General features: G+C 57.1%; 22 protein-coding genes and 1 tRNA gene. 16 read left to right on the forward strand and 7 right to left on the reverse strand.

All coding sequences use genetic code 11. The features are described 5' to 3' along the window. Positions 1-319 precede the first annotated feature (319 nt). The 5 genes from licT to EH206_RS08685 all read left to right on the forward strand — a co-directional run bounded on the left by licT (position 320) and on the right by EH206_RS08685 (position 7,918). The gene (licT, locus tag EH206_RS08665) at positions 320-1,171 is read left to right on the forward strand and encodes a BglG family transcription antiterminator LicT (RefSeq protein ID WP_009112399.1); all 852 of its coding nucleotides are present in this window, start codon (positions 320-322) and stop codon (positions 1,169-1,171) included. A 290-nt stretch (positions 1,172-1,461) separates the two neighbouring features. Continuing rightward, complete coding sequence (gene bglF / locus EH206_RS08670) at positions 1,462-3,345, forward strand: PTS beta-glucoside transporter subunit IIABC (protein ID WP_009112400.1); 1,884 nt, start codon at positions 1,462-1,464, stop codon at positions 3,343-3,345. Positions 3,346-3,385: 40 nt separating this feature from the next. Next, positions 3,386-4,780, forward strand: coding sequence for a glycoside hydrolase family 1 protein (locus EH206_RS08675; RefSeq protein ID WP_009112401.1), 1,395 nt, complete (start codon positions 3,386-3,388; stop codon positions 4,778-4,780). A 424-nt stretch (positions 4,781-5,204) separates the two neighbouring features. Further along, entirely contained in the window at positions 5,205-6,833 is a 1,629-nt protein-coding gene (locus EH206_RS08680) for a carbohydrate porin (RefSeq protein WP_009112402.1), read from the forward strand. A gap of 71 nt (positions 6,834-6,904) precedes the next feature. Continuing rightward, entirely contained in the window at positions 6,905-7,918 is a 1,014-nt protein-coding gene (locus EH206_RS08685) for a nucleoside hydrolase (RefSeq protein WP_009112403.1), read from the forward strand. Between the two features lie 50 nt (positions 7,919-7,968). On the opposite strand, the gene EH206_RS08690 is transcribed toward EH206_RS08685, so the two are convergent. Beyond that, complete coding sequence (locus EH206_RS08690; RefSeq protein WP_009112404.1) at positions 7,969-8,706, reverse strand: GntR family transcriptional regulator; 738 nt, start codon at positions 8,704-8,706, stop codon at positions 7,969-7,971. Between the two features lie 232 nt (positions 8,707-8,938). Between EH206_RS08690 and EH206_RS08695 the strand changes: the two genes are divergently transcribed. The 4 genes from EH206_RS08695 (at position 8,939) to EH206_RS08710 (ending at position 13,372) form a co-directional block, all read left to right on the forward strand. After that, a complete protein-coding gene (locus EH206_RS08695) occupies positions 8,939-10,309 on the forward strand; it encodes a cation:dicarboxylate symporter family transporter (protein WP_009112405.1) in 1,371 nt (456 codons plus the stop codon). 131 nt (positions 10,310-10,440) lie between these two features. After that, the gene (locus EH206_RS08700) at positions 10,441-11,571 is read left to right on the forward strand and encodes an LLM class flavin-dependent oxidoreductase (RefSeq protein WP_009112406.1); all 1,131 of its coding nucleotides are present in this window, start codon (positions 10,441-10,443) and stop codon (positions 11,569-11,571) included. Continuing rightward, positions 11,571-12,425 carry an ABC transporter substrate-binding protein gene (locus tag EH206_RS08705; RefSeq protein ID WP_009112407.1) on the forward strand — a complete coding sequence of 285 codons (855 nt, stop codon included), beginning with the start codon at positions 11,571-11,573 and terminating at the stop codon, positions 12,423-12,425. The genes EH206_RS08700 and EH206_RS08705 overlap by 1 nt, the downstream gene beginning before the upstream one ends. Positions 12,426-12,433: 8 nt before the next feature. Continuing rightward, a complete protein-coding gene (locus EH206_RS08710) occupies positions 12,434-13,372 on the forward strand; it encodes an aliphatic sulfonate ABC transporter substrate-binding protein (RefSeq protein WP_040343767.1) in 939 nt (312 codons plus the stop codon). Between the two features lie 393 nt (positions 13,373-13,765). Here the strand turns inward: EH206_RS08710 and EH206_RS08715 are convergent. The 5 genes from EH206_RS08715 to EH206_RS08735 form a co-directional block, all read right to left on the reverse strand. After that, positions 13,766-13,842, reverse strand: a tRNA-Val gene (locus EH206_RS08715). 208 nt (positions 13,843-14,050) lie between these two features. Next, on the reverse strand, positions 14,051-14,917 hold the full coding sequence (locus tag EH206_RS08720) for an ABC transporter permease (RefSeq protein ID WP_009112409.1): 867 nt from the start codon (positions 14,915-14,917) through the stop codon (positions 14,051-14,053). 34 nt (positions 14,918-14,951) lie between these two features. Beyond that, positions 14,952-15,815, reverse strand: coding sequence for an ABC transporter ATP-binding protein (locus tag EH206_RS08725; protein ID WP_009112410.1), 864 nt, complete (start codon positions 15,813-15,815; stop codon positions 14,952-14,954). Positions 15,816-15,888: 73 nt separating this feature from the next. Then, on the reverse strand, positions 15,889-17,586 hold the full coding sequence (locus EH206_RS08730) for a thiamine pyrophosphate-binding protein (RefSeq protein ID WP_009112411.1): 1,698 nt from the start codon (positions 17,584-17,586) through the stop codon (positions 15,889-15,891). A 3-nt stretch (positions 17,587-17,589) separates the two neighbouring features. After that, on the reverse strand, positions 17,590-18,642 hold the full coding sequence (locus EH206_RS08735) for an ABC transporter substrate-binding protein (protein ID WP_009112412.1): 1,053 nt from the start codon (positions 18,640-18,642) through the stop codon (positions 17,590-17,592). Between the two features lie 839 nt (positions 18,643-19,481). Here EH206_RS08735 and EH206_RS08740 point away from each other — a divergent pair. The 7 genes from EH206_RS08740 (at position 19,482) to EH206_RS08770 (ending at position 25,571) form a co-directional block, all read left to right on the forward strand. Beyond that, the gene (locus EH206_RS08740) at positions 19,482-20,204 is read left to right on the forward strand and encodes a succinate dehydrogenase/fumarate reductase iron-sulfur subunit (protein WP_009112413.1); all 723 of its coding nucleotides are present in this window, start codon (positions 19,482-19,484) and stop codon (positions 20,202-20,204) included. Between the two features lie 3 nt (positions 20,205-20,207). Beyond that, positions 20,208-20,537: a succinate dehydrogenase/fumarate reductase transmembrane subunit gene (locus EH206_RS08745; protein ID WP_009112414.1), complete on the forward strand. Its 330-nt coding sequence runs from the start codon at positions 20,208-20,210 to the stop codon at positions 20,535-20,537. Next, positions 20,534-20,881 carry a succinate dehydrogenase, cytochrome b556 subunit gene (gene sdhC, locus EH206_RS08750; protein ID WP_009112415.1) on the forward strand — a complete coding sequence of 116 codons (348 nt, stop codon included), beginning with the start codon at positions 20,534-20,536 and terminating at the stop codon, positions 20,879-20,881. Before EH206_RS08745 ends, sdhC begins: the two co-directional genes overlap by 4 nt. Before the next feature lie 2 nt (positions 20,882-20,883). Beyond that, entirely contained in the window at positions 20,884-22,629 is a 1,746-nt protein-coding gene (locus tag EH206_RS08755; protein WP_009112416.1) for an L-aspartate oxidase, read from the forward strand. A 25-nt stretch (positions 22,630-22,654) separates the two neighbouring features. Then, positions 22,655-23,608 (forward strand): fumarate hydratase, encoded by a 954-nt coding sequence (locus tag EH206_RS08760; protein ID WP_009112417.1) that lies wholly within the window; start codon positions 22,655-22,657, stop codon positions 23,606-23,608. After that, complete coding sequence (locus tag EH206_RS08765) at positions 23,584-24,264, forward strand: fumarate hydratase C-terminal domain-containing protein (RefSeq protein WP_009112418.1); 681 nt, start codon at positions 23,584-23,586, stop codon at positions 24,262-24,264. Before EH206_RS08760 ends, EH206_RS08765 begins: the two co-directional genes overlap by 25 nt. A 122-nt stretch (positions 24,265-24,386) precedes the next feature. Beyond that, positions 24,387-25,571, forward strand: a complete 1,185-nt coding sequence (locus EH206_RS08770; protein ID WP_009112419.1) for a NupC/NupG family nucleoside CNT transporter — start codon at positions 24,387-24,389, stop codon at positions 25,569-25,571. Between the two features lie 318 nt (positions 25,572-25,889). Here EH206_RS08770 and ssuE read toward each other — a convergent pair whose 3' ends face one another. Next, positions 25,890-26,453 carry an NADPH-dependent FMN reductase gene (gene ssuE, locus EH206_RS08775; protein ID WP_009112420.1) on the reverse strand — a complete coding sequence of 188 codons (564 nt, stop codon included), beginning with the start codon at positions 26,451-26,453 and terminating at the stop codon, positions 25,890-25,892. Between the last annotated feature and the right edge of the window lie 177 nt (positions 26,454-26,630).

Genomic DNA, 26,630 nt, shown 5'->3' on the forward strand with positions numbered 1-26,630 from the left:
GCAAAAAAAGGACGATTTGTGGTTTTTACCAGACTTAGTTGCGCAACTGCCTGTGATCGGCCTCGGCAATCGTTAAGCAGGGGAGTCATGGTGTTGTATAATAATGTGTTCTCGATCACTTTTTTTCGCAAAAAAGAAAAGGATATGTAAACAGAATGTTTTCTTTCGATCGATATCACGTTTCTGTTCCGACGGAGTTGAGAAGATCATGATTAATGGTAGCTTGTCCACCATTAAGGATTGTTACTGCGTAAGCAGGCAAAACCAGACTCCGTTCTTTCAACGGGCGTCTGGTTTTTTTGTTTCCAGGGTATGAATAATGAAAATTGCCAAGATACTCAACAATAATGTCGTGACGGTTATCGACGAAAACGACAATGAGTCGGTTGTCATGGGCCGGGGGCTGGGTTTCAAAAAACATGCCGGCGATCGGCTGGACGAATCGCTGATTGAAAGAGTGTTCGTTATGAAAAGCAGTGAATTGACATCACGTCTGAAGGAGCTGCTTTCCGAGATCCCGCTGGAGGTGATCACGACCGCCGATAAAATCATTTTGCTGGCGAAGGAGCGTTTGCCGGGAAAGCTGCAAAACAGCATCTACATTTCGTTGACCGATCACTGCCATTTTGCGATAGAGCGCCACAGGCAGGGGATAGATATCCGCAATGTATTGCTATGGGAAATCAAACGTCTTTATCCAAAAGAATTCAGCGTAAGTCTGGAAGCGTTGGATATTATTGAGCAACGCCTGGCCGTACGCTTGCCGGAAGACGAAGCCGGTTTTATTGCGTTACATTTAATCAATGCCCAGCTTGATAGTGAAATGCCGGAAGTGATTCAGATAACCAAGATCATGCAGGAAATTCTGAATATTGTTAAATATCAGTTAAGTCTGGATTATAATGAACAGGCCTTAAGCTATCATCGCTTCGTTACCCATCTTAAGTTTTTTGCGCAACGGCTGATTGGGAAAAATACGGTATCCAGTGATGATGAATCACTACACGATGTGGTTAAGGAAAAATATCAGATAGCCTATCTCTGCGCTGAAAAGATACAGATGCATATCGAACAACAGTATCAATATCATTTGACGAAAGAAGAGTTAATGTTCCTGACCATCCATATTGAACGGGTAAGAACAGAACCGTTGGAAAAAATCAGACGGTGAAGTAAAAAGGAAAGTTTGCTATTCATCACAGAATGCTGTTAAGAGGGAATAAGTTACTTGCAGCGACGTTATCTTGGATAATAGAATTTTCCCATTAACAGTTTTAAGAAAATCTGGATTGTAACTGTATCGCTGGCTATCAGCTTTACAGGCAAAACCTAAACCGATTCTTTCACGAGCCATGATGGTGACGAGAGAAAAACGGTTTAGGTTTTTTTCGTTTAAAACGGCATTGGGCGCTCATAACGCTCTGATTTATTTGTGTTGTTGCTGAGTGTTAAGGATAGACAATGAAATACAAGACATTAGCTGGTGAGATACTTGAAGGCGTTGGCGGCAGTAGCAATGTGAACAGCGTGTTGCATTGCGCTACGCGACTGCGGTTTAAATTAAAGGACAGAAAGAAGGCGGATATTACGGCGCTTAAGAATAATCCGGGAATTATTATGGTGGTCGAAAGCGGCGGTCAGTTTCAGGTGGTTATCGGTAATCATGTAAACGAGGTATATAATGATTTTCTTAATGTTTCAGGCATAACCGACTGCTCTGCATCCGATAACGATGACGGACAGTCAAAAGAAAATCTTTTCTCACGCTTTATCGATATTATTGCCGGCATTTTTACCCCGCTGATGGGGATTATGGCCGCATCAGGGATATTGAAGGGATTTCTGGCGCTAAGCCTGGCCTGCAATTGGTTAACTGAAAATAGCGGAACCTATAAGATTTTATTTTCAGCCAGTGATTCATTATTTTATTTTCTTCCGATTATTCTAGGTTATACCGCAGGTAAAAAGTTCGGCGGCAATACCTTTGTCACCATGACCATTGGCGGCGCGCTGGTTCATCCGACCATGCTCGCCGCATTTAATGCCATGTCGGCCGCGGATTATCAACCGCAGCATTTTCTGGGGATCCCGATTACCTTTATCAATTATGCGTCATCCGTTATTCCAATCATTTTCGCATCATGGGTTTCCTGCCGGTTGGAAAAGCCATTGAATGCGATATTACATGCCAATATCCGTAACTTTTTTACTCCGGCGCTGTGTCTGCTAATTACCGTGCCGCTGACGTTTTTATTGATCGGCCCGATAGCGACCTGGCTGAGCCAGCAATTGGCTAACGGTTATCAGCTTATCTATGGCGCCAGCCCGACGATTGCCGGGGCGTTTATGGGCGCCATGTGGCAGGTTTGCGTCATCTTCGGCCTGCACTGGGGATTTGTTCCACTAATGATTAATAATTTCAGCGCATTGGGGCATGACACATTGATGCCGCTGCTGCTGCCGGCGGTGCTGGCGCAGGCCGGCGCGGCGCTGGGGGTGTTTTTACGTACGCGGGATATGAAACTGAAAGGCATCGCCGGGTCGGCATTTTCAGCGGGGATCTTCGGCATAACCGAACCCGCGGTCTACGGCGTTACCCTGCCGCTGCGCCGTCCTTTCTTCTTTGGCTGTATCGGCGGGGCCATTGGCGCATCGATCATCGGCTATTTCCACACCACGCAGTATTCGTTCGGGCTGCCGAGCATCTTCACCTTTACCCAGCTTATCCCCGCCACCGGGATAGATGTCTCGGTGTGGGCGGGCATTATCGGTACGGCGATCGCCTTTATTTTCGCCACCACGGCCAGTTGGCTGTTTGGTATAAAATCCGCCCCCGAAGCGGAAATTCCGGCGGCATCCGACACTACGCGAAAAGGAACCGCTTTGACACGCCAACAGTCCGTCGGCAGCCCGATCGCCGGTGAGTCCCTGCCATTGGAACAGGTTGGCGATCAGACCTTTGCCAGTGGTTTGCTGGGAAAAGGTATTGCCATCAAGCCGCAGTCCGGGCGAGTGGTTTCGCCGGTCAATGGTACGGTCGCATCGCTGTTCAAAACCAACCATGCGATCGGCCTGGAGTCTGATGAAGGCACCGAAATATTGATTCACGTCGGAATTGATACCGTAAAACTGAACGGACAGCACTTTACCGCTCACGTTAAAACCGGGGATGCGGTGAAGCAGGGCGATCTGCTGGTGGAATTTGATTATCAAGCCATTGAAGCGGCAGGATATGACATCACCACCCCGGTGATTATCACCAACAGCGACGACTACATCGATGTGTTGCCTGCGGCGCAGGGGGCCGTATCCGAACAGGCGCCGTTGTTAACGCTAGTTCGTTGATTTAAAACATTTAATAATCGAATTGAGAAGGAGATTAGCCATGAGTCATCGTTTTCCCGACAGTTTTTTATGGGGCGGCGCGCTTGCCGCCAATCAGGTGGAAGGCGCTTACCTGACGGACGGTAAAGGGTTATCCACCTCCGATTTGCAGCCGCAGGGCGTGTTTGGCGAGATAGTGGAAAGAACCGCGGGAGACAGCGGAATAAAGGATGTGGCGATCGATTTCTACCATCGCTATCCGGAAGATATCGCGCTGTTTGCCGAAATGGGCTTCAAGTGTCTGCGCACGTCGATCGCCTGGACGCGCATTTTTCCACAGGGTGATGAGGAGACGCCGAATGAAGCCGGCCTGGCATTTTACGATCGCTTGTTTGACGAGATGGCCAAACATCACATTCAACCATTAGTGACATTATCACATTATGAAATGCCGTATGGCCTGGTGAAAAACCATGGCGGCTGGGGCAATCGGCGGACGATCGCCTTTTTTGAACGCTATGCCCGCACGGTGTTTCAGCGTTTTCAGCACAAGGTGAAATACTGGCTGACGTTTAACGAAATCAATATGTCGCTGCATGCCCCGTTTACCGGCGTCGGTCTACCGGAAGAGAGCGACAAAGCGGCCGTTTATCAGGCTATCCATCACCAACTGGTCGCCAGCGCGAAGGCGGTGAAAGCCTGTCATGAAATTATTCCCGATGCAAAAATCGGCAACATGTTGTTAGGCGGGCTGCTGTACCCGCTGACCTGCAAGCCAGCCGACGTGCTGGAAGCCTTGCAGCAGAATCGGGAGTGGATGTTTTTCGGCGATGTCCAGGTGCGCGGCGCTTATCCCGCCTATATGAAGCGCTTCTTTAAACAGCGTGCCATCGAGTTGCAGATCACCGATGACGATCGGGCCTCGCTTAAAGAAACCGTCGATTTCATTTCCTTTAGCTATTACATGAGCGGCTGCGTGACGACGGATGAGCAACTTAACCAAAAGGCGCGCGCGAATATCCTGAATATGGTGCCGAATCCGCATTTGGACAGCTCGGAATGGGGCTGGCAGATCGATCCCGAAGGGCTGCGCATCCTGTTGAATGTGCTGTATGACCGCTACCAGAAACCGCTGTTTATCGTGGAGAACGGTCTGGGCGCCAAAGACCGGATTGAAAGCGATGGCAGCATCAACGACGACTACCGCATTCAGTATCTTAACGATCATCTGGTTCAGGTCGCTGAAGCGCTGGAAGACGGCGTCGAGGTGCTGGGCTATACCAGTTGGGGGCCGATCGATTTGGTGAGCGCGTCGAAAGCGGAAATGTCGAAGCGCTACGGTTTTATTTATGTCGATCGTGATGACCGGGGCGAGGGCACGCTGGAGCGCAAGAGAAAGAAAAGCTTTTACTGGTACAAAGGGGTTATCGACAGCAATGGGGGATCGCTGAAGTAAATCCGCAGCGGGTGAATTACGGCGGGAAGATAAGCGACAGCCATCGCTTATCTTCAGGTAATCGCCACAGTCAACAGGACGAAAAATGAACAGAAGAGAACTGTTAATTAAAGCGGCAGTTGTTGCATCTTGTATTAAGGCATTGCCCCTGCGTGCGGAAGAGAATAAAGCGAGCTAATAGTTATTGCCATGCCTGGAGTTGTACGCCGAGTTATTTTATTCGTAACCGTTTTACCGCATAGGGAAAATAACAATAAATAACCATCTCTGCGAGCTATTTTTAACGTTATAAGGGAACTTTGCCATAAAAAATAGTCAGTGCAGCTGCATCGACGCCATTTTATAAAAAATGAAGATGATGACTCCGTTCATCAGGAATTTTCTTGTCTCTCATTCAACCATGTATTGTACTTGGAATAATATTATGCATAAGAAAAATACTCTGAAGCTGATTGTATTATTAATATCTTCAGCGCTTGTATCCAATAGTGCTATTGGCGCCAGATTGACGGTCGAAGAAAGACTGGAGTTATTGGAAAAAGAATTGGCGGAGAATAAACAGGCGTTGCAATCGACAAGAAAAGAGTTACAGGAATATAAAACCCTTGTCGATAAGCAGCAAACGCTCATCGCGGCCAATAGCGCCGGCCTGACGGGCAAAGAGCGTATTGCCGTACCGGTAAGCGCCACAGCGGGAGAAACGGCGCAGGGCGCATCCGTCACGGCGGGCGCGTCGACCACCGGCGCCGCGCGGCAGCAGGAGCTGACGCTGGATGAGATAAGTAAATACGTTAAAGACGATATCGGCTTCAGCTATCGCGGCTATTTCCGTTCCGGTTGGAGCACCGGAACGCGTGGCGCGCCGAAGTCCTACGCCATTGGTTCCGTGGGGCGCTTTGGCAATGAAAATGGCGCCTGGTTCGATCTGGAACTGGCGCAAAAAGTGTACGATCGCGATGGTAAGATGGCGAAGGCCGTGGTGATGCTGGACGGTAACGTCGGCTTGCAGTACAACGGCGGATGGTTCGACAGCAGTACGGAAAACGTGCTCGCTTTTTCAGATATCTATCTGACCACCAAAGGATTCCTGCCCTTTGCGCCGGAAGCCGATTTCTGGGTGGGGAAACATAATTTGCCGGTCTATGAGATTCAGATGCTGGATTGGAAGAGCCACCGCACCAACTCCGGTTCCGGTATCGGCATTGAGAACTGGCAGCTCGGCCCCGGCAAGCTGAATGTGTCGCTGACCCGGCAGGATCTGAACGCCCACGCGGTGGATTACGACGCCTCGGGCAATAGCCAGCAAGTGAATACCAACGGCATCGATCTGCGCTATAAAGAGATCCCGCTGTGGGAAAACGCGACGCTGGAGGTGTTCGGCAGATATGTAATGGCGAACCGCAACGACACCAACCGCAAGAATGAAGACGACGGCAGCTATTACAGCGTGAAGGACGCCTGGCACGCCGGGGCCATTCTGCGGCAAAATTTCGCCGGCGGCGGGTTCAATGAGTACACCTTGCAGGCGGCCGATAATTCCATCGCCAGCGGTTTTGCCCTGATTTCCGATTCGAATCCTTCTTACGGCTATGGCGACGACTACTACGGCGAACACTCCTATGGCAAGGCATACCGCCTGATTTCCCAGGGGGAAATATATTTGCGTCCCGATATCATCATGGCTAATGCCCTGGTCTATGCCTGGGGCAGCGATATCTACAGCTACGATACCGGCGCCCATAGCGATTTCGAAAGCGCACGCGCGGTTATTCGTCCGGCCTATATTTGGGATAATAACAATCAGACCGGCGTGGAACTGGGCTGGTTCGATCAGAAAAACCGCGCCGGCGGCGTGGAATACCATGAGTCCGGTTACAAAACCACGCTGTTCCATACCTTTAAGGTGGACACCAGCCTGCTGACCTCGCGTCCTGAAATTCGCTTCTATGGCACCTATCTGAAGGCGCTGGATAATGAAATCAGCCAGTTCCAGTTTGCCGATGCCAAGAGCGATCAGTTTACCGTCGGGGTACAGGCGGAAGTTTGGTGGTAAGCAATGTATTTTATGGCGGGCGTTCGTTCTGCCCGCTACCCACCTAAATATTTTATTTTGAGTATAACCCTATGTCTATTAAACGGTATTTTCCTCAAATGGTCAGGATCGGCGTGGCGCTGCTGGCATGCTGTTCCTTTATTGCTGCGGCTCAGTGTCAGCCTTTCGAGGTTGTGCAACATAAACAGATTCGCGTCGTCATCAGCGCCGATGCCAAAAACGAAGCGGATGATGATTTTGCGGTGGCGCATGCGGTATTGACGCCGACGATGAAGGTTAAGGGGCTTATCGCCGCGCATTATGCCCGTACCGCACCGATGATGAAGCGCGATGGCGAAAACAGCATGATGGAGAGCTACAACGAGTTGCAGCGTTTGATGAAGGTGATGGGAAAAGCGGATGTGCCCATCTATCGGGGCGCAAAGCGGGAACTGGCTGAAGGCGACAAACAGACGGAGCTGAGCGAAGGCGCGCAAGCGTTGATTCGAGAAGCACTGAAAGAGGATAGTAACCCGCTGTTTGTTCTGGTGATGGGGCCTATCACCGATATCGCCGCCGCGTTGCGGGCCGAACCGCGCATTGCTTCCAGAATGACGGTGGTGTGGATCGGCGGCATGCCTTACCCGCAAGGCGGATGGGAATACAATATGTTCAACGATCCTGTCGCCGCGAATGAGGTCTTTAAGTCGCAGGTTGCGCTGTGGCAAGTGCCGCACAATGTCTATATGTCGGTCCGAGTCTCGCTGGCGGAACTGGCCGCAAGAGTCAAACCGCAAGGTGAAACAGGAGAATATCTGTGGCGGCAACTGATTGATTTCAACAAGATGATTTCCGCCGTTATGAAAGATGTGCCCTGGCCGAAAAGCGAGGTGTGGGTATTGGGGGATAATCCGTCCGTCTCTCTGCTGCTCGACGAGCATGAATACAACTATACCCTGCGCGATGCGCCGCTGCTGAATGACGATCTCACCTATGCTCCGCAGCCCGGCGCGCGCCAGATTCGCGTATATAACGCCGTTGATGCCCGTTTCACGCTGGAAGATTTCTACGCCAAGCTGGCGCTAACCTGCGGGGATAAAAAATGAGCAAGTCTTTTCACACAGCGCTGAAGTACGGCAATGTGAGGAGCATACGATTATTTTGCCATCTCCGACCGCCTGAGCTGTAGCACCACGGAAAAACGTTCTTCCGGATGCACCGTCACCGAAATGACAAATGCCCGTCCCGTAACGTCCAGATAATGCCGCACGATCTTCAGCGCGGCGGCGCCGGTTTTCAGCCGCAGCGCTTTCGCCATCGCGCCATTCGTCACGGTGCAGGCGCGGATCTCCTGCCGGACTCCCGCCACGCGTCGCCCAAAACGGCTTTCGATCAGGGAGCAGACCAGCGTGCCCGGCTGCCGGTGCACATCCGCCACGATTTCCGCATAATCCGGCTCGATATAGATATCGCTCCAGCCGATCGGCAGACGTCCGCTTTCCTGTAGCCGCAGGCCCGAAATGCGCAGCCACAGACTATCCGGGGAGCAGGATAGCTCTCTGGCCAGTTCGCCCGTCACTTGAACAGGGCCGATGTTCTGGACTGCGCGGATATGTTCCTTACCGAATTGGATCAGCTCATCAAGCGACGCCAGCGTCGGTTGAAAATCGTTGCGTACCTGAGTGGCGGTAACCCGTGTGCCGACATTTTTCCGGCGCGTAACCAAGCCGAGCTGTTGCAGCTCATTAAGGGCGGCACGCACGGTGTGACGGCTGGTGCCATAGAGTTCGCACAGCTGGAGCTCGGTAGGTAACAGCGAACCCAGCGGAAAACATCCCTGCGTAATACCTTCCATTAACTGGCGCGCCAGTTGGGTGTAGTTGAGCTTGCCCATTTTTATAACCGTTAAGCCATTTAAAATAATTATAAAACTAAGTGAATACGCGGTGCGTCACAGAATGTGAAAACGACTACTGTTCCGTAACAAAGAAACACATTATTTTCAAAATGTACGAACATATTTATACAAACAAGTTCGGACATATCGAGTGAGGGCTTCCGATGGTTCCGCATCTTAAGGTCCTCTGGTTACATCTTTTTTCTAAATCATGGGGGATACAAACGCAATGAATACTTCCCATGTCACAACAGGCACAGCAAAACGGCCCCCCTGGTATCGTCGTCTGGGAACCCAGGTTTTCATCTCACTCATTCTGGGGATTGTCGTCGGCTTTATTTTTCCGTCATTCGCCACGCAATTCAAGCTGTTGGGCGATATGTTTCTCAATCTGATCAAGGCCGGCGTCGCGCCGTTGGTCTTCCTGACCATCGTTCACGGCATCGCCTCCGCGGGCGACGCCCGCAGCGCCGGGCGGGTAGGCTGGCGCGCTTTCGTCTACTTCGAAGTGGTATCGACCTTCGCCCTGCTCCTGGGGCTGATGGCGGGTAATGTCATCAAGATCGGCAGCGGCATGTCGCCGCCGGAAAACGGCGCCCCCGCGCTGGATATCCAGGCCGCGACCACGCCCGGTTTTGGCGAATTTTTGCTGCATATCGTGCCTGACAATTTCATCGGCGCCTTTGCTAAAGGGGAACTGCTACAGGTGGTGGTACTGGCGGTGATGGTGGGTATCGGCATCCTCGCCATCCCGGCCGAGCGCCGTAAGCGGGTCAACGACAGCCTGGATATGATCTCCGAAGTGCTGTTCGCGTTTATTAATCTGGTGATGAAACTCGCGCCGCTGGGCACCTTCGGCGCGGTGGCCTACTCGGTGGGGAGCAATGGTTCCTCCGTATTACTGGCCCTGGCGGAACTGGTGCTGGTGTTTTACGCGGTGATTGCGCTCTTCGTTATCCTCGGCATGGGGCTGATCGCCCGGCTGGCGGGGTTTAGTCTCTGGCGCTTCCTGCGCTATATCAAAGATGAGCTTATCATCGTCCTCGGCACAGCTTCCTCCGAAAGCGTTTTGCCGCGCATGCTGATCAAGCTCGAACGCCTGGGGTGCGCCAAGCAGACCGTGGGGCTGGTGCTGCCGACAGGTTATGCCTTTAACCTTGACGGCACATCCATCTTTATGTCCATGGGCGTGATGTTTATTTCCCATGCCTACGGCATTCCGCTGTCGCTGGAAACCCAGATCGGCATCTTGCTGCTGATGCTGCTGACCTCCAAAGGGGCCGCGACGGTGTCCGGCGGCTCGTTCGTGGTATTTGCCGCCACCGTGACATCGACCGGCATCCTGCCCGTTGAGGGTCTGGCGCTGATTTTCGGCGTCTACCGCTTTATGTCGATGGCGATCGCCACCTGCAACACCGTCGGCAACGGCGTGGCTACCGTGGTGGTCGCCAAATGGTCCGACACTTTCGACGCCAGGCAGGCCGAACGGCATCTCTACCCGGAGCTTTACCCGGAAACGGCGCAGGAAGATGAAGCGTTGGATAATGGCGAAATGCTGCCCGAACATCAGGAGTCAGAGCAGATGTCGCCGCGGCCATGAACGCCATCTAAAAAACTTCATTATCAATCTATTGGGACAAGTTCTAAGCTTTCCCAATATGCGCATTTCCTCTCATACCGCCCATTTGTTAATAGTGTGTGTCTTTTAGTTTAATGATATTTGGAGACGGCATGGAAATATACTGGTACCTCACGGCGCCGGACGGTCCGCAGCCGTGGACCGCCTCGGGCAGTCGTCAGGTTAACTACGCTTACTTTCAGCAGATCGCCCGCGCCGTCGATCATCTGGGGTTTACCGGCGCGTTGCTCGCCACCGGCGCACACGACCCCTGGATTCTGGGCGCTGCGCTGATCCCCTACACCGAACGGATGAAGTTTCTTATCGCCATTCAGCCGGGTTTAATTTCACCGACGCTGTTGGCCAAGATGGCCGTCACTTTCAACCAGTTTTCCAAAGGCCGAGTGTTGCTGAATGTGGTGAGCGGGGATAAAAACACGCTCGGCGCCTACGGGCTGCATCTCGATCATGACGCGCGCTACGACCTGAGCGATGAATTTCTTCAGGTGCTGCGTCCGCTGCTGGCCGGGGAAAGCGTCACCTTCGAGGGGCGGCATCTGCATATCGATAACGCCCGACTTGCCTTGACCAATGGCGGCTACTCGCCGCCGCCGCTGTGGTTCGGCGGCTCGTCGGAAGCGGCGCAGGAAGTGGCGGCGAAGCACATCGATACCTATCTGTCGTGGGGCGAAACGCCGCCGCAGGCGGCGGAGAAAATCGCTCAGGTCAAGGCGCGCGCTGAAAAACACGGACGTCGCTTGCGGTTTGGCATCCGCCTTTACGTTATTGTGCGCGAAACCGATGAACTTGCCTGGCAGGCCGTCGACGCGCTCTATGCCACTATGGACGAGCAGGCTATCGAGGCGAGGCAACGGCTCGCCGGCGGCTCCGACTCCGTCGGTCAGTCGCGCATGAGCGCATTGCACAACGACCGAAAACCCGACGACCCGCGCGAGCTGGAGATTTATAGCGGCCTGTGGGCCGGCATCGGCCTGGTGCGACCGGGGCCGGGTACCGCCATCGTCGGCAGTCCGGAAACCGTCGAACGCACGCTGCGCGCCTATCAGGAAGCGGGCGTCGATGTGTTTATTCTCTCGGGTTTTCCCCTGTTGGAAGAAGCCTATCGTTTCAGCGAATTGGTGTTGCCGCGCCTGGCGCTCGCCCCGGCATCGGATAATGCCGATAACGCCTTCACCTGGGGCAATCTGTGGGATCGTCCGGTCGGCGCAGCGGGAAAGACATAATGAAAATACGTCTTGGCAGCCATCCCAATAACTTATCGCTGTTTATCCTGCGTCACCGCGGCGTGATCGAACCGCTGGCGGCGGCACGCGGCTGGCAGGTGGAGTGGCTGGATTATCAGCAGGGCGCGCGCAGCGGCGAGTGGCTGGCCGCAGAGCGCGTCGATGTGGTCGGCACCGGCTCGACCCCGCCGATCACCGCGCAGACGGTGGGTCTGGCGGTGGCCTATCTCGCCAGTTCGCCGCCGCGCGACGCCAGTTGCGCATTGCTGGCGCGCGCGGGGCGGGATCTCTCCTCGCTGCGGGGTAGGCGACTGGCGGCGATGGTGGGCTCTTTTACCGATCACTTCCTTGCCCGCTTACTGAAAAAGCAGGGTTTGCTGCGCGATGACGTTCAGTTGCTGGACATTCAGGGCCAGTCGGCGCTGGATGCGCTGCTCGGCGGTGAAATCGATGGCTGGCTGGCGATTGATCCCTGGCTCACCCGCGCACGCGCCGCGCCCGGTATCGTGACGCTGGCGTCGGTGGGGGACGAGATCGTCAATCGCTCGGTGTTCTGGACGCGTCAGGAGTGGCTGAACCGCCACCCCGACGCCGCCGCCTGGGTGGTGCAAATACTGGGGGAAAACGATCTCTGGATTGGGCAGAATACTGACCTCGCCGCGCGCTTGCTGGCCCGGCATCTCAACCCCGCCATTCGGACGATGGAGTGGCGACAGAGTCTGGAGGCGCGTCCGTGGGGGATTACGCCCACTGACGACGGACTCATCGCCGAACAGCAGCGGCAGGCGGACGACCTTTTTGCGGTGGGATTCATTTCTTCCGCCTTAACGCTTTCACATCGGAGAACAGCATGACATCCCGGATGACTCGCATAGCTCTTGGCGCGTTGCTGCTTTGCGCCGGCGCGGCCCACGCCGCCGAAACCATCACGTTGCGCATCGGCTTCCTGCACGGCCCCACCGATCTGGCGCTGGCAAAGAAAAAAGGCACGCTGGAAAAAGCGCTGGCGGCCCATCAGGTCAAGGTGGTGTGGGCGGGGCCGTTCTCCGCCGCAGCGCCGGCCTATGAGGCGTTGAATGCCAGCTCTATCGACCTCACCACCGGCAGTTCCACGGCGTTTGTCACCGCAATCGCCGCCGGTTCGCCGTTGCGCTTCTTTGCCTACCAGGCGATGCCCGTCGACGGTGAAGGGATTGTGGTGAGAAACGCCAGCGACATCCGTTCACTTAACGACCTGCGCGGTAAAAAAGTGGCGGTGAATAAAGGCGGCACCGGCGAATATCTGCTATCCCGGGCGCTAAGCCGCGCCGGCATTGCGGAAAATGAGGTGCAAAAATCCTATCTCAGCCCGTCGGACACGGGCAGCGCCTTTGTCGGCGGCCACGTTGATGCCTGGGCGGTCTGGGATCCCTTCCTCTCGCTGGCGCAACAGAGCTACGACGCCCGGCTGTTGAGCAACGGCAGGGAAGTGGGGTCGGAAAATGCCGCCGGTTACTTTGTCAGCGAGACATTTTACCGTGCCCATCCGCAGGTGCTGACGTGGATCTATGAAGTGTTGCAGCAGGAGAATGCCTGGGCCAAGGCCCATCCGCTGGAGGCGGGCAAAATCTGGGCAGCGCAGATGGGACAGTTGGGAGAGGGGCTGGCGGCCCAGCTCGGCCGCGTCAACACCGTGCCGGTCACGCCGGTGGATGACGACGCCATCTCCCACATCGAGCATATCGCCGACTGGTATCTGCAACAGGGTCTTATCGCGCAGCGGCCGGATATTCGGCAGCACGTCGTCACGCTCGCGCCCTGAGGATCTCACGGCGGCGCGCTCGCTGATAAAATCGATGCGGGCCGCCGGATGCGCGCCCAACATCCATTGTTTAATACTCCGGTCCAATCATTATTTGAGTCAACTGAGACTTTTGAGGTTATATCTCTCTTTTTTTACTAAACGCCGATCCCGGCAGGCGTTATTAGCGACAACCGGTAATCACCCTGGAGTTATCAAGTGATCTAATTGCTATTGGGCAGGAGACCCGGCCGGGGCGTAGATAGCCGTCGCTTTGCGGTGCTCGTACAGCGCTTGGGAGATATCAAAGATTTCCTGCACGTCGAGTCCTGACTCCGTCTCTTGGCGAGACCGAAAGAGAAAGGGACCTATTGATTAATAGCAATGCCGACGAACGTCTATGGAACATTGAATTGGTACGACCGAGTGGACTCGAACCACCGACCCCCACCATGTCAAGGTGGTGCTCTAACCAACTGAGCTACGGTCGTACAGGGGATGGCGCGTTTTAATCATTGCTAACTAAATTACTAACCGTTTGATTAAAATGCTTTTTTTCATTCCAGCCTATGGAATGGACGCTATTATGGACTGCTCCGGGGCGGATGGCAAGAGCTTTGTCCATCCATCTTCGTCAGGTGCTGAATGTTTAGCCGCTTTCGCCGTCTGAGTCGTCAGAGCGGTGAAAGCGGACCGAGGTTAGCGTTGCATCCCCCAGCGTTTGATGGTGATGCGCTCGATGGTGGCGAAAATCAGCGTTTCCACCAGCAGGCCGATAATGATCACCGATGCCAGACCGGCAAAAACCCGATCGGTATAGAGTTCGTTACGGTTCTGGAAGATATACCAGCCCAGGCCCCCCTGACCGCTGGAGGCGCCGAACACCAGTTCGGCGGCGATCAACGTTCGCCAGGCAAAGGCCCAGCCGATCTTCAGGCCGGAAAGAATGGACGGCAACGCCGCCGGCATCAGGATGTGCCACACGTAGCGCAGTCCGCTTAATCCGTAGTTGCGTCCGGTCATGCGCAGCGTTTCGGATACCCCAAGGAAACCGGAGTAGGTATTGAGCGCCATCGGCCACAATACGGAATGGATCAGCACAAAAATCAGGCTATTGGTGCCAAGGCCGAACCACAGCAGCGCCAGCGGCAGCAGCGCGATGGCCGGCAGCGGATTCAGCATCGAAGTGAGCGTGGAAAGCAGGTCGCGTCCCAGGCGGGTGGAGACGGCCAGGGCGCTGAGCGCCAGCGCCAGCAGGGTGCCGATAATATAGCCTTTGACCAGCGTGCCGAGGGAGATGGCGATTTTCGCGGGCAGTTCGCCGCTGCGCATATCGTCGACAAACGCCGCTGCCGCCTGGGTGAAGGTGGGCAGCAGCAAATCGTTATCCTGCCAGCGCGCCGCGCCTTCCCACAGCAGCGCCAGCAGGATCAGCAGCAGGGTCTTGCGCACCCCGCTAAGGTTCCACAGGCGATTAAGCAGCGGCAGCGGTTGGGCGACCTTGACATCGGTCAGCGGAGCCAGATCTTTCAGATATTCCGGTCTGACGGGTGGAAGTTGACTCATGGTAAACCTTTTCTATCGCATTATTAAACGGGGATCAGCGGGTATGCTGTCCGGCCAGTGAACGACGCGGGGCGGTGTCCGCAGAGGTCGCGGCCGGTTCCGGTTCCACCGGCTGTCCGGCGGGAAACAGCAGATCGTGAATACGGCGCGCCGCCGTCTGAAACTCGCTGCCGCCTTCGTTATTGTGTACGAACTGATGGCTGTTGAGCTCGGCGCGCACCCGGCCGGGGTGCGGCGAAAGCAACAGAATGCGGTTGCCCACCACCAGCGCTTCCTCTATGGAATGGGTGACGAACATCAGGGTGAAGCGGACTTCATCCCACAGTTCCAACAATTCTTGCTGCATTTTCCGGCGGGTCAGCGCATCCAGCGCGGCGAACGGCTCATCCATCAGCAGGACTTTCGGTTTCATCGCCAGCGCCCGGGCGATGGCCACGCGCTGCTTCATCCCGCCGGACAAGGTGTGCGGCCAGGCATTGGCGAAATCCGCCAGGCCGACCTTCTCCAGATAATAGAGCGCCTGATCCCGCGCCTCGGCGGCGGACAGCTTGCCGGTGACCCGCAGCGGGAACTGGGTGTTTTCCAGCACGGTTTTCCACGGCGGCAGTTGATCGAACTCCTGAAACACCATCATCCGATCCGGGCCGGGTTTGGTGATTTCCTCTCCCTCCAGCAGGATACGGCCGTCGACCGGGGGCAGGAATCCGCCCACCGCTTTCAGCAGGCTGGACTTGCCGCAGCCCGAGGGACCGAGCAGGATAAAACGCTCGGCGGGAAAGATATCGAAACTGACATCGTGGGTAGCGCGAACCCGACGTTCGCGGGTGGCGTATTCCAGACTGACCCCCTCCACCTGCAACAGCGGTGTCGTGGGGGGCTGCGATGACTGAAAAGGCATGATTTCCCCTCTCGTTATTATTCAGGATCCAGCGTGACGAACCGGCCGGCGCCGAGGCGGCCGACGATTATGGTCACATCTGATGTGCATATTCCGCCGGGTCGATGGCGGCGTCTATCAATGTGAAATGCCGGCTGGCGACGGCTTCGCGCAGGGCGCGGTCGAACTCGTCGATATCGCTTACCCGTATGCCCCGCGCTCCCAGCGCTTGCGCCGCGCCGGCGAAATCGGTGGAGCGGTAGCGTACGCCGCGCTCCGCCAGCCCGCTTTGGGACTGCTTCAGGCGGATCAGCGATAGCGCGGCGTCGTTAAGCACCACCACCACCAGCGGCAGATCCCGTTCGCCGGCCAGCGTCAACTCCCCCAGCGTCATCAGCAGGCCGCCATCCCCGGTCACGGCGACGACCGGCCGCTGAGGATATAGCGTCTGGGCGGCGATGGCCGCCGGCAGGCTGTAACCCATGCAGCAAAATCCGTTTGACTGTAGCAGTTGGTTGGGGCGGCGGCAGCGCAGGATATGGTTGGCCAGTATCCGGTGCGCGCCAACGTCCAGCGTCACCAGCCACTCATCGGTCATCTGAGCGTCAAGTACGCCGAATAGCGCCGCCGGACTGATGTCCTGGTGATTGACGCCTGGGGACAGCAACTGCGCGATACGGGCGCGGTGACGTTGTAAATCGGTCGCCTGCGCCGACGGATAGGGATCGCCCTCCCACGCCTGACGCAACCGTTGCAGGTTGCCGTGCAGATTGCCGTAGTATTCGCGGCCGGCGGGAAACATCCGCTGATCCAGCGGCGCCCAGTCCAGAGTGAGTACCGATTTTTCGGCCGGCCAGGCATCCAGCCAGGCGTTGCGCAGCTCAATCGGATCGAATCCTATCAGCAGCAGCACGTCGGCGGCGTTGATGGCGTCGCGTTGCACCGCGTCCACCACCGGACTCAGCCCCAGCGCCCCGATACTGTGGGGATGGTATTCGCTGACGATGCCTTTGGCTTTGTAAGTGGTGAGGAACGGCAGTCCGCTGGCGTGGATAAAATCGCTCACCGCCTGCGGGCGCGGCCCGTAGAGGGCGCCCTGTCCAATCAGCGCCAGCGGGCGTCTGGCCTGCCGCAGCAGGGTGAGGATATGGTCGCGATCCTCTGACGACAGATAGCCGCCGGCGTGGCGAGTCTGCGGCGTATAGGCCGCTTCGCCGCTGGTTGCGCGGCTTACATCCGCCGCCACGTCGAGGAAAACCGGACCCGGCGGATAGCGGGTGGCGATATCCAGCGCCTTGGCCGCCTGCTGCGCCGCGCGCGCCGGATTAAGCGTATCGGCATACCGGGTGATGGGCCGCATCAAAGCCAGCTGATCGATAATCTGATGGCTGTAAATGCCGCCCGCATTCCGCTCGGCGCTGCCGCCAAGCACCAATAGCGCGCTGCGATCCTGCAAGGCGCCGGCGATGCCCGACGCCATATTGGCCAATCCCGGCCCCAGCGCCGGCAGCACCACGCCGGGCGTGCCGGTCAGCCGATAGACCGCGTCGGCCATAAAGGCGCAGGACGGTTCCGAGCGGGCAAGGAAATAAGGGATATCCCGTTCCTCGCAGGCGCGCATCAGTTCCAGTACGTCGTTGCCAGGAATACCGAAGACGAATCTGGCGCCGAAGTTGGCCAGCGTTTCGGCGACGGCGTCCGCTACCTTGCGGGTGGCGGCAGGGCCGCCGACGCCCGCCGCTTTACCGGAGAAAGGTTCGGCCGCCGCGCCGGCGCCGGAATCCAGCGACATCAATCAGCTCCCCGAGGCCACATGCGGATCGTCAAAGAAGTAATCCTTCACCGATTCGGGTTTGTTTTTGATGGCCCCTACGCGATGCAGGAACTGCCCCAACTGCAAGGTATTCTGCGGGGTGATGCTGAATTTCGACTCGGGACTCTTGAGGATATCCAGCAGCAGTTTTCGGTCGATTTTGGATTTGGTGATGCGGATAAAGGCATCGGCTGCTTCTTCAGGATTCTGATCGGCAAATTCCGCCGCTTCGGCCAGGGCATTGACGAACACGCGGTAAGTGCGCGGATTTTCCTTGCGGAATTTTTCCGTGGTGTAAAGCACCACCGGCGACGTCGGGCCGCCCTGCACGTCATAAGAGTTCAGTACGATATGGGCATTGGGGTTGCCGGCCAGCTCCTGTTCCTGGAAGGGGGCGTTGCCGAAGTGGGCGGTGATTTCGGTTCCGGCGCTGATAATGGCCGCCGTGGCGTCTGGGTGGGGCAGCGCCACCTGCAGTTTATCGAGGCGATTGAATTCCTTATCGCCCCACAGTTTCGCCGAGGCCTGCTGCAGATAGCGCGACTGAACCGATACGCCTACCGCTGGCACCGCGATGCGATCCTTGTCGGTGAAGTCGGCGATGGATTTCACGTTGGGATTGGTGCTGATCAGGTAGTAAGGAAACTGGCCGGTCGCCAGCACGGCCCGCACGTTCTGACGATTTTTTGTGCGGTCCCACAGGGTAAACAATGGGCCGATGCCGGCGCCGGCGATATCTACCGAGCCGGACAGCAGCGCATCGTTGACCGCCGCGCCGCCGGAGAGTTGCAGATAATCCACTTTGACTTCCAGCCCGTCGGCCTTGGCGTGCTTCTCAATCAGCTGTTTATCCTGCGCCACGTTAAGCAGCAGATAGACGATGCCGAACTGCTGCGCAATGCGCAACTGGCCTTCCGCATATGCCTGAGTCGGCAGGGCCAGGGCCGATGCCAGCAGGCTGACGGCCGAAGTCAGGCCGATCAGTTTGCGGGAAAAACGGCCGGTCGGACTTGCCGCGCGATTTATTTTTTTCATACCCAGTACCCATTGGAAAGTGTGATAGACAAATTGGCCGATCAAAAGCGTTCGTCGTCGAACGGGGAAATCTGCGTAAAATCTCGGGGCCGGGGTTTATTTAACAAAATAGAAACAAAATTAAAAAATTTCCGGAGCCAGACATTTTAGCCAGATCATGAACTTGGCCAGTTGATGGTTAAATAAATATTGTTTATTACATTAGTTAATATATTCCTGCGCTAACGGAATATGAAGCGAAGCATAAGTTAACCTGCCGTTTCTGATAAAGCGCATTTTGTAATAAGCTATGTGTAATGGTTATTTCATTAGGTAAAATTAATACCCTTACGGAAAAAACGGATAAGTATCGGCTAGCTAATAACACGTTTCCTGTTTGGTGGCGAGTTTTTTATTATTGGTTTGTGCAGCTATGCTATCCGGGATAAATAAAATGATGCTTTTATTATTGACGAGTGGATAAATTTATCTTTTATTTTAGTTGGTTACGTTATTTTTTGGCGCAGTGGCGGTTAAGTGGGCGCGTTTGAGATGGGTTTTTATCTTTTGCGAATTTTAGCTTTGCTTATTCATATTAATTGTTAGAGTATTTAACCCTGTTAATTATAGTGTTTTATTGCGGCGGGTTTTTATCATCTATCTCGATGATAGTCTGGTCGCCGTATTTTCTTACGGCGGTCGGATTAATTATTGCCGTTATTTGTTCTCGGTAAATTGGCCGGCGGTAATTACCGTCGGCGATATCTATTCATAATATATAAGCGAAGGATTGGGGCCGGTGGAGCATTTGCGCCGGCGATGCGTTTTTGGCCCGGATCATACGGCGAGTCAAAAAATAAATGGCTAACGAACAAAACACACTACGGGTAAAAATCGCCCGCGGCGAGCCGGGTATTAGGCATGCGGTCTATTCGGTGCCCCGGCGGGATAATCAAACGGTGCTGGACGTGGTGACAGAAATCCAGCAGCGGCAGGATCCCACGCTGTCTTACCGTTTTTCATGCCGGGTCGGGGTGTGCGGTTCCTGCGCCGTCATGGTCAACGGCACCCCGCGCTGGGCCTGCCGCACGCACGTCAGCCGGGTGGCCGACAAGGGCGAACTGGTGCTGGAGCCGTTGCGCAATCTGCCGCCGATCAAGGATCTGGTGGTGGATATGCGCGAGTTTTTCACCAAGTGGCAAAAGGCCGGCGGCGAGTTCAGCTCCGGCCGCGACCGCCGGCAGGAACCGGCGCGCATCGATCCGCAGGGCGCCCGGCGGCGTCTCGCCGGCGAGGCGATTGAGTGCATCAACTGCGGCATTTGCTATGCCGCCTGCGACGTGGTGGCCTGGGATAAGCGCTACCTCGGCCCGGCCGCGCTGAATCGCGCCTGGACGCTGATCAACGATGAGCGGCACCAGGCGCACGCCGACGTGAAAGCGCGCGTCGCCGATGGCGGCGGCGTCAGCGCCTGCCATATGCAGGGCAATTGCATGGCCTGTTGCCCGGTAGGGCTGAGTCCGACCCGCAGTATCGCCGGTCTGAAACGGATTTCGCTGTGGCAATGGTTCGTTAAGGCGTGACCCATGGAAAGAAAACTGTTCATTATTCAGCGCCTCAGTACCTTGCTGCTTATCCCTTTCGTACTGGTGCATGTGGGCGTGATGATCTATGCGACGCACAGCGGCCTGAGCGCCGGAGCCATCCTGGGGCGTACCCAGGGCAGCGTCGGCTGGCTGCTGTTCTATTCAACTTTCGTCCTCTGCGTCGCCGTGCATGCGCCGCTGGGCGTGCGCGCCGTCTTGAGCGAGTGGACCGGCATCGGCTACCGCGCCGCGGACGGCATCAGCCTGGGGCTGGCGCTTCTGCTATTGATCCTTGGCATACGGGCGGTTATCGCCGTGGGAGGGTTATGAACGCGTTACGCCGTCAAAAAGGCTATCTGGCTTTTATCGGCCACCGGCTGTCCGGGCTGGCGCTGACGCTATTTCTGCCGCTGCATTTTCTGGCGCTCGGCCTGGCGCTGGAGGGGGAAGCCGGATTGGAGCGCGTGATCCGCTTTAGCGATCTGCCGCTGGTGAAAGCGGCGGAGTGGGGGCTGGTGGTGGCGCTCTGTCTGCATGCGAGTTTCGGGCTGCGCCTGCTGGCGCTGGAAATGCTGAACTGGCGCGATATCCGCCAAGCGCGCCTGGGCTGGATTGGCTGGGGCGCCGGTTTTTCCCTTATCGTCGGCACCGTCTTTATTATGGGGGTGCTCTAGCCATGCAGCTTGAGAACCTGAAAACCGACATTCTGATCCTGGGGTCCGGCGGCGCCGGTCTGTTTGCCACGCTGCACGCGCGCCGGGCGGATCCCTCGCTGGACGTGACCGTCGCCACCAAGGGGCTGCTGGGGAAAAGCGGCTGTACCCGGATGGTGCAGGGCGGTTATAACGTGGCGCTGGCGGCCGGCGATTCGGTCGAGCGGCACGTGATGGACACCCTTAACGGCGGCAAATGGCTGCCCCGTCAGGATCTGGTGTGGCGGCTGGTGGAAGGCGCCATAGAACGGGTGCGCGAACTGGAAAACGAAGTCGGCTGCTTTTTTGACCGCAACCCCGACGGCACCCTGCATCAGAAAGCCTTTGCCGGTCAGACCTTCGATCGCACGGTGCACAAGTCCGATCTGACGGGCATCGAGATCATCAACCGACTGATGGAGAAGGTGCGCGGCGCGGGCGTGCGTGAGCTGGAAGAGCACCGCGCCATCGAGCTGATCCCGGCGGCGGACGGCGGCGGCATCGCCGCGGTGCTGTTTATCGATCTGCGCAGCGGCGTCTACCGTCTGGTTCGGGCTAAGGCGGTGCTGCTGGCTACCGGCGCCGGCCCCACCATGTTTCGCTACCATACCCCTTCCGGCGAGAAAACCTGCGACGGTCTGGCGATGGCGCTGCGCTACGGTCTTAAACTGCGCGATATGGAGATGGTGCAGTTTCATCCCACCGGACTGCTGGGCGGGCCGGACACGCGCATGACCGGCACGGTGCTGGAAGAGGGGCTGCGCGGCGCCGGCGGCTATCTGCTCAACGGGCTGGGCGAGCGCTTTATGCAGCGCTACGATCCGCGCGGCGAACGCGCCACGCGCGATGTGGTCAGCCGGGGGATTTATGCCGAAATGCGCGCCGGGCGCACCGGACCGATGGGCGGCATATTCATCCAGATGAAACACCTGGGCGAGGAGAAAGTGCGCCGGCTGTTTCCCGGCATGGTGTCCCGCTGCGCCGACTGCGGCTTCGATCTGGCGGGCGGACTGGTGGAAGTGGTGCCTACCGCGCACTATCTGATGGGCGGCGTGGAGTTCGACGCGGACTGTTCCACCGCCTCTCCCGGTCTGTATGTCGCCGGGGAGGATAGCGGCGGCGTACACGGCGCCAACCGGCTGGGAGGCAACGGCGTGGCCTGTTCCACGGTATTCGGCGGCATCGCCGGCGACGCCATGGCGGCCTACCTGCGGCAGGGCGCGGGCTGGCGGGAACCGGATCGCGCACGCATCGAGGCGGGCATCGCCCGCGCCGAACGGGCTTTCGCCGCGCCGCCGGGGCCGCTGGCCCCGCTGCGCGAGACGCTGGCGCAGACCATGTGGGATCATGTGGGCGTAATGCGCACCCGGCAGGGCATCGAACGGGGCGCGGCGGCGCTGGAACGGTATGGGCGCGAACTGGCGGCTATCGGCGTGCGCGACGGCGAACGCCGCTACAACCTGAGCTGGCACGACTGGCTGAATACCGACAGCCAACTGCTGATCGCCCGCACCATCGCCACGGCGGCGCTGGCGCGCAACGATAGCCGCGGGGCGCATTTTCGCGAAGACTTTCCCGCCACCGGCGATCTCAACGCCAGCTGCTACACGCGCATCAGCAGCGTGGACGAGGGCGCGACGCTGGTGCTGGAACAGGTGCCTGTGGCGTTTGATATCGTCGCGCCGGGGGAAACTCTGCTGACGGAACCGCCCGTGCGGGAGGCGATATGACGCCGAACAATCAGGAGAGGGCATTATGAGCGTTGCCATCCAGCGGGTGGAGCAGGCCGCCTACGAAATCATGAAACTGGCGGCCATCGATATCCCGGCGGATTACCGCGACAAAATCAAGTCCATGCGGCGCGAGGAGAGCGGCGCGCTGTCGCGTTTCGTGCTGGATACGATGATCGAAAACTGGCGGGCCGCCGGCGAGGATCGCCGACCGATGTGCGCCGACACCGGGCTGCCGCGCTATTACGTCAAATGGGGCAATAACGCGGCGGTGGATAGCGGCTTTGTCGGCGTGGAGCGCGCGCTGCGCCGCGCCACCGCCCGGGCGACCCAGGATATCCCCCTGCGCCCCAACCGGGTTCATCCTTTATGGCGCACCGAGTTCAACAACAATGTGGGCATCAATGCGCCGGAAATCGAGTGGTCGTTCGAGCCGGACGCCGACTGGGTGGATATCACCACCGTGCATAAGGGCGGGCTGTTCGGCACCGACTACCGCATGCTGTTCCCCGGGGACGGCATCGACGGCATCAAGCGTTTCGCGCTGGACACCCTGATCGCCTTTGGCAAGCGCGGGCTGGCCTGCCAGCCGGCCATCGTCGGCATCGGCATCGGCGGCTCGAAGGATACCTGCATGCAACTCGGCAAGCAGGCCGCCTGCCTGCGGGTGGTGGGCGACCGTAACCCGGACCCGCGCATCGCCGAACTGGAACTGGAGATCCTGACGCTGGGTAATTCGCTGGGCATGGGCGCCATGGGGCTGGCGGGGCGCTCGATGGTGGCGGATTGCCATATTGAAGTGGGCTATACCCATACCGGCGGCATGCCGGTCAGCCTGCATACCTTTTGTCTCGCTTCACGCCGCGCCACGGCGCGGGTTCATGCCGACGGCTCGGTCAGCTATCGTACCGACCCCGTCTGGTTCACCCCTTACCTGAGACGCGAGAGTGTGGAATGGCCGGAAAATCTGACGAGTTGAAAGTGGTCGAGCTGACCTTGCCGGTCTCCGCTCAGGCGCTCGCCCAGCTGGAAATCGGCACCGTGGTGTATCTGCGCGGTAATGTCTACACCGCCCGGGAAGGCGTCTACCGCATGATCCTCGATGAGGGGCGGCCGCTGCCGCTGGATCTGCGCGCGCTCAGCCTGGTGAATTTCCACTGTTCGCCCGCGGCGGCGCCGGACGGCGACGGCGGTTACCAGGTGGGCGCGGTCACCGCCACCGCCAGTTTCCGCTTTGCCCGCTGGATGGAGCGCTGGCTGTCGCTTAGCGGCAGCAATATCATTCTCGGCAAAGGAGGCATGCCGCTGGAGCAGTACCGCCAGGTGCTGGTGCCGGCCGGCGCCGTCTACCTGACCACGGTGGGCTATGGCACCGGCGCGCTGCTGGGACGCGGCATCAAACGGGTGATTGACGTGCACTGGCTGGAAGAGCTGGGCATCGCCCAGGCGATGTGGCTGTTTGAGGTGGAGCGCTTCGGCCCGTTTATCGTCGAGAGCGATTTGCGCGGCAACTCGCTGTTCGAACAGCACAATCAGATCATCAATGCCGGCATCGACGTCCTTTATCAGGGGCTGAAGCCGCCGACGCTGCACCGCTACGGCGAAACCGACGATCGCCGGCAGGAGCTGATGTAAAAAAACGGCGCCGCCCTGTCCGAAGATCGGCGGAAAAGGGGAATGATAAGCTAAAATAAGTATTTATATACTCGGGTTGACTATGGCTAAATAGCACACCTTTTCATTGAGTTAACCTGTTTATGTCGAACCTATTTCATTTCTCTCTTGCTTTGGTGGTTATCCTGGCGCTGGCTCTGCCGGTGAGCTACGACCGTAAAAAAATCCGCGTCCTCCGTCTGGTTCAGCTTATCGTGCTGGAAGCGGCGCTGGCTTTCTTCCTGCTGCATGCGCAAAGCGGGCTTTTTGTGGTGCGCAAGGTGGCGGGCTTTTTTGAAGCCCTGCTTGGCTACGCGGCGCAGGGCACGGATTTTGTCTTTGGCGGGATGAGTCAGCAGGGGCTGGCGTTTGTTTTTCTTGGCGTGCTGTGCCCGATTATTTTTATTTCGGCGCTGATCGGCATCCTGCAACACTGGCGTATTCTTCCGCTGCTGATTCGGGGAGTGGGCACCGTGCTGTCGAAAATCAACGGCATGGGCAAGTTGGAGTCGTTTAATGCGGTAAGCTCGCTGGCGCTGGGGCAGTCGGAAAATTTTATCGCCTACAAAGGCATCCTGGCCGACCTCTCTCCCCGGCGTCTCTACTCCATGACCGCCACGGCGATGTCGACGGTTTCCCTGTCCATCGTCGGGGCGTACATGACGCTTATCGATGCGCAATACGTGGTGGCGGCGCTGATACTGAACATGTTCAGCACCTTTATTATCCTATCGGTCATCAATCCTTCCGCCCCCGGCGATGAGCCGGAAGTGCGGCTGGAAAAACTACATGAGTCGCAGACCTTCTTTGAAATGCTCGGCGAGTACATTCTGGCGGGATTCCGGGTGGCGATGATTATTCTGGCGATGCTGATTGGCTTTATCGCCCTGATCGGCGCCGTCAACGCCGCCTTTACCGCGTTATTCGGCATGAGCTTCCAGCAACTGCTCGGCTATGCATTCTATCCTTTGGCCTGGCTGGTGGGGATCCCGGCGCAGGACGCGTTCAAGGCGGGCGCCATTATGGCGACCAAAGTGGTCTCAACCGAGTTTATCGCCATGATCGAGCTGAAAAAAATCGTCGCCGAGATGTCGGCGCGCGGCGTGGGGATCCTGTCCGTCTTTCTGGTGTCGTTCGCCAACTTCGCGTCCATCGGCATTATCGCCGGTTCGATTAAAGGGTTAAACGAGCAGCAGGGCAATACGGTTTCCCGCTTCGGGTTAAAGCTGCTGTATGGTTCAACGCTGGTGAGTCTGCTGTCCGCCGCGTTCGCCGGTCTGGTTCTTTGAACGGTCCGCGGGGATAAAGGCGGCAACCCTTCTCACCTGCATGAACATCCGCATGGTGATGTGAAGTCCCGGGCGGGATATCGAGGACGTTTAGCCGGTTGCGGATATTTATTATCCGCCTCGGGAAATTCATAGGGTTCTGCCGGTGACGCTTTCCTTCCGTCGCCATTCGCCGGCGGTTTATAAGGCAGGGACATTGGTTCGAGCGCTTTATGGGCGTGATTTTAATTGGCTATGCCGCGCGACTGCTGTTTGTCAGTCTCTGACCGCGCTGGCGCCAACCCGCCCGATAATCACCCCTGCCGCAGCGGCGCACGCTCAGGCGGTTTGCGAAAACGACGGTGCGCTGAAGTGGGCTTTCCGCTCCAGCGCGTGGGAAAAGTCGCTCAGCGAGGCGGTCAGGCGGGCTTCCAGCGACGCGCTCAATAGCGGCGTATGATCGTAGTGGGTAATCTGACTGTCCTCGGCGAAGACGCCGTGCAATATTTCCTGCGCTTTCAGCGCATTCAACACCGGTTTCAGGGCGTAATCCAGCGCCAGCATATGGTTGGACGAGCCGCCGCTGGCCAGCGGTAAAATCACTTTATTTTCGAACGCCCGCTCCGGCAGCAGGTCGAGCAGGGTTTTCAGCGCCCCGGTAAAAGAGGCTTTGTACACCGGCGTGCTGATAATCACCCCGTCGGCGGCGGCCAACTGGTCGATAAAAACCTTTAGCCCGGGGCTGTCGAATTTGGCGTACAGCAGATCTTCCGGATTAAAATTAAATAGGTTCCAGGGAATAACGTTAATACCCTTTTCTTCAAGCCAGCGTTGGGAAAATGTCAGCAGCGCGCTTGAGCGGGAGGGAAAACGCGGACTGCCGGCCAGGGTAATAACGTTCATTCTATCTCCTAAAGATAACATCATGCTGAGGAACGGCCGTAAGCCGCCCTATACTCATTAACGTGGTTTACAGTTGGTTAACTAATCTATTACCTGAGTGATAACAGTAGAAATATGATTTCCAGCTGTTTATATCTGGAATCCGCAAATAGCGGATAATAACGCCGCTCGTGCCTG

It is taken from the genome of Brenneria nigrifluens DSM 30175 = ATCC 13028 (assembly GCF_005484965.1).
Classification (GTDB): domain Bacteria; phylum Pseudomonadota; class Gammaproteobacteria; order Enterobacterales; family Enterobacteriaceae; genus Brenneria; species Brenneria nigrifluens.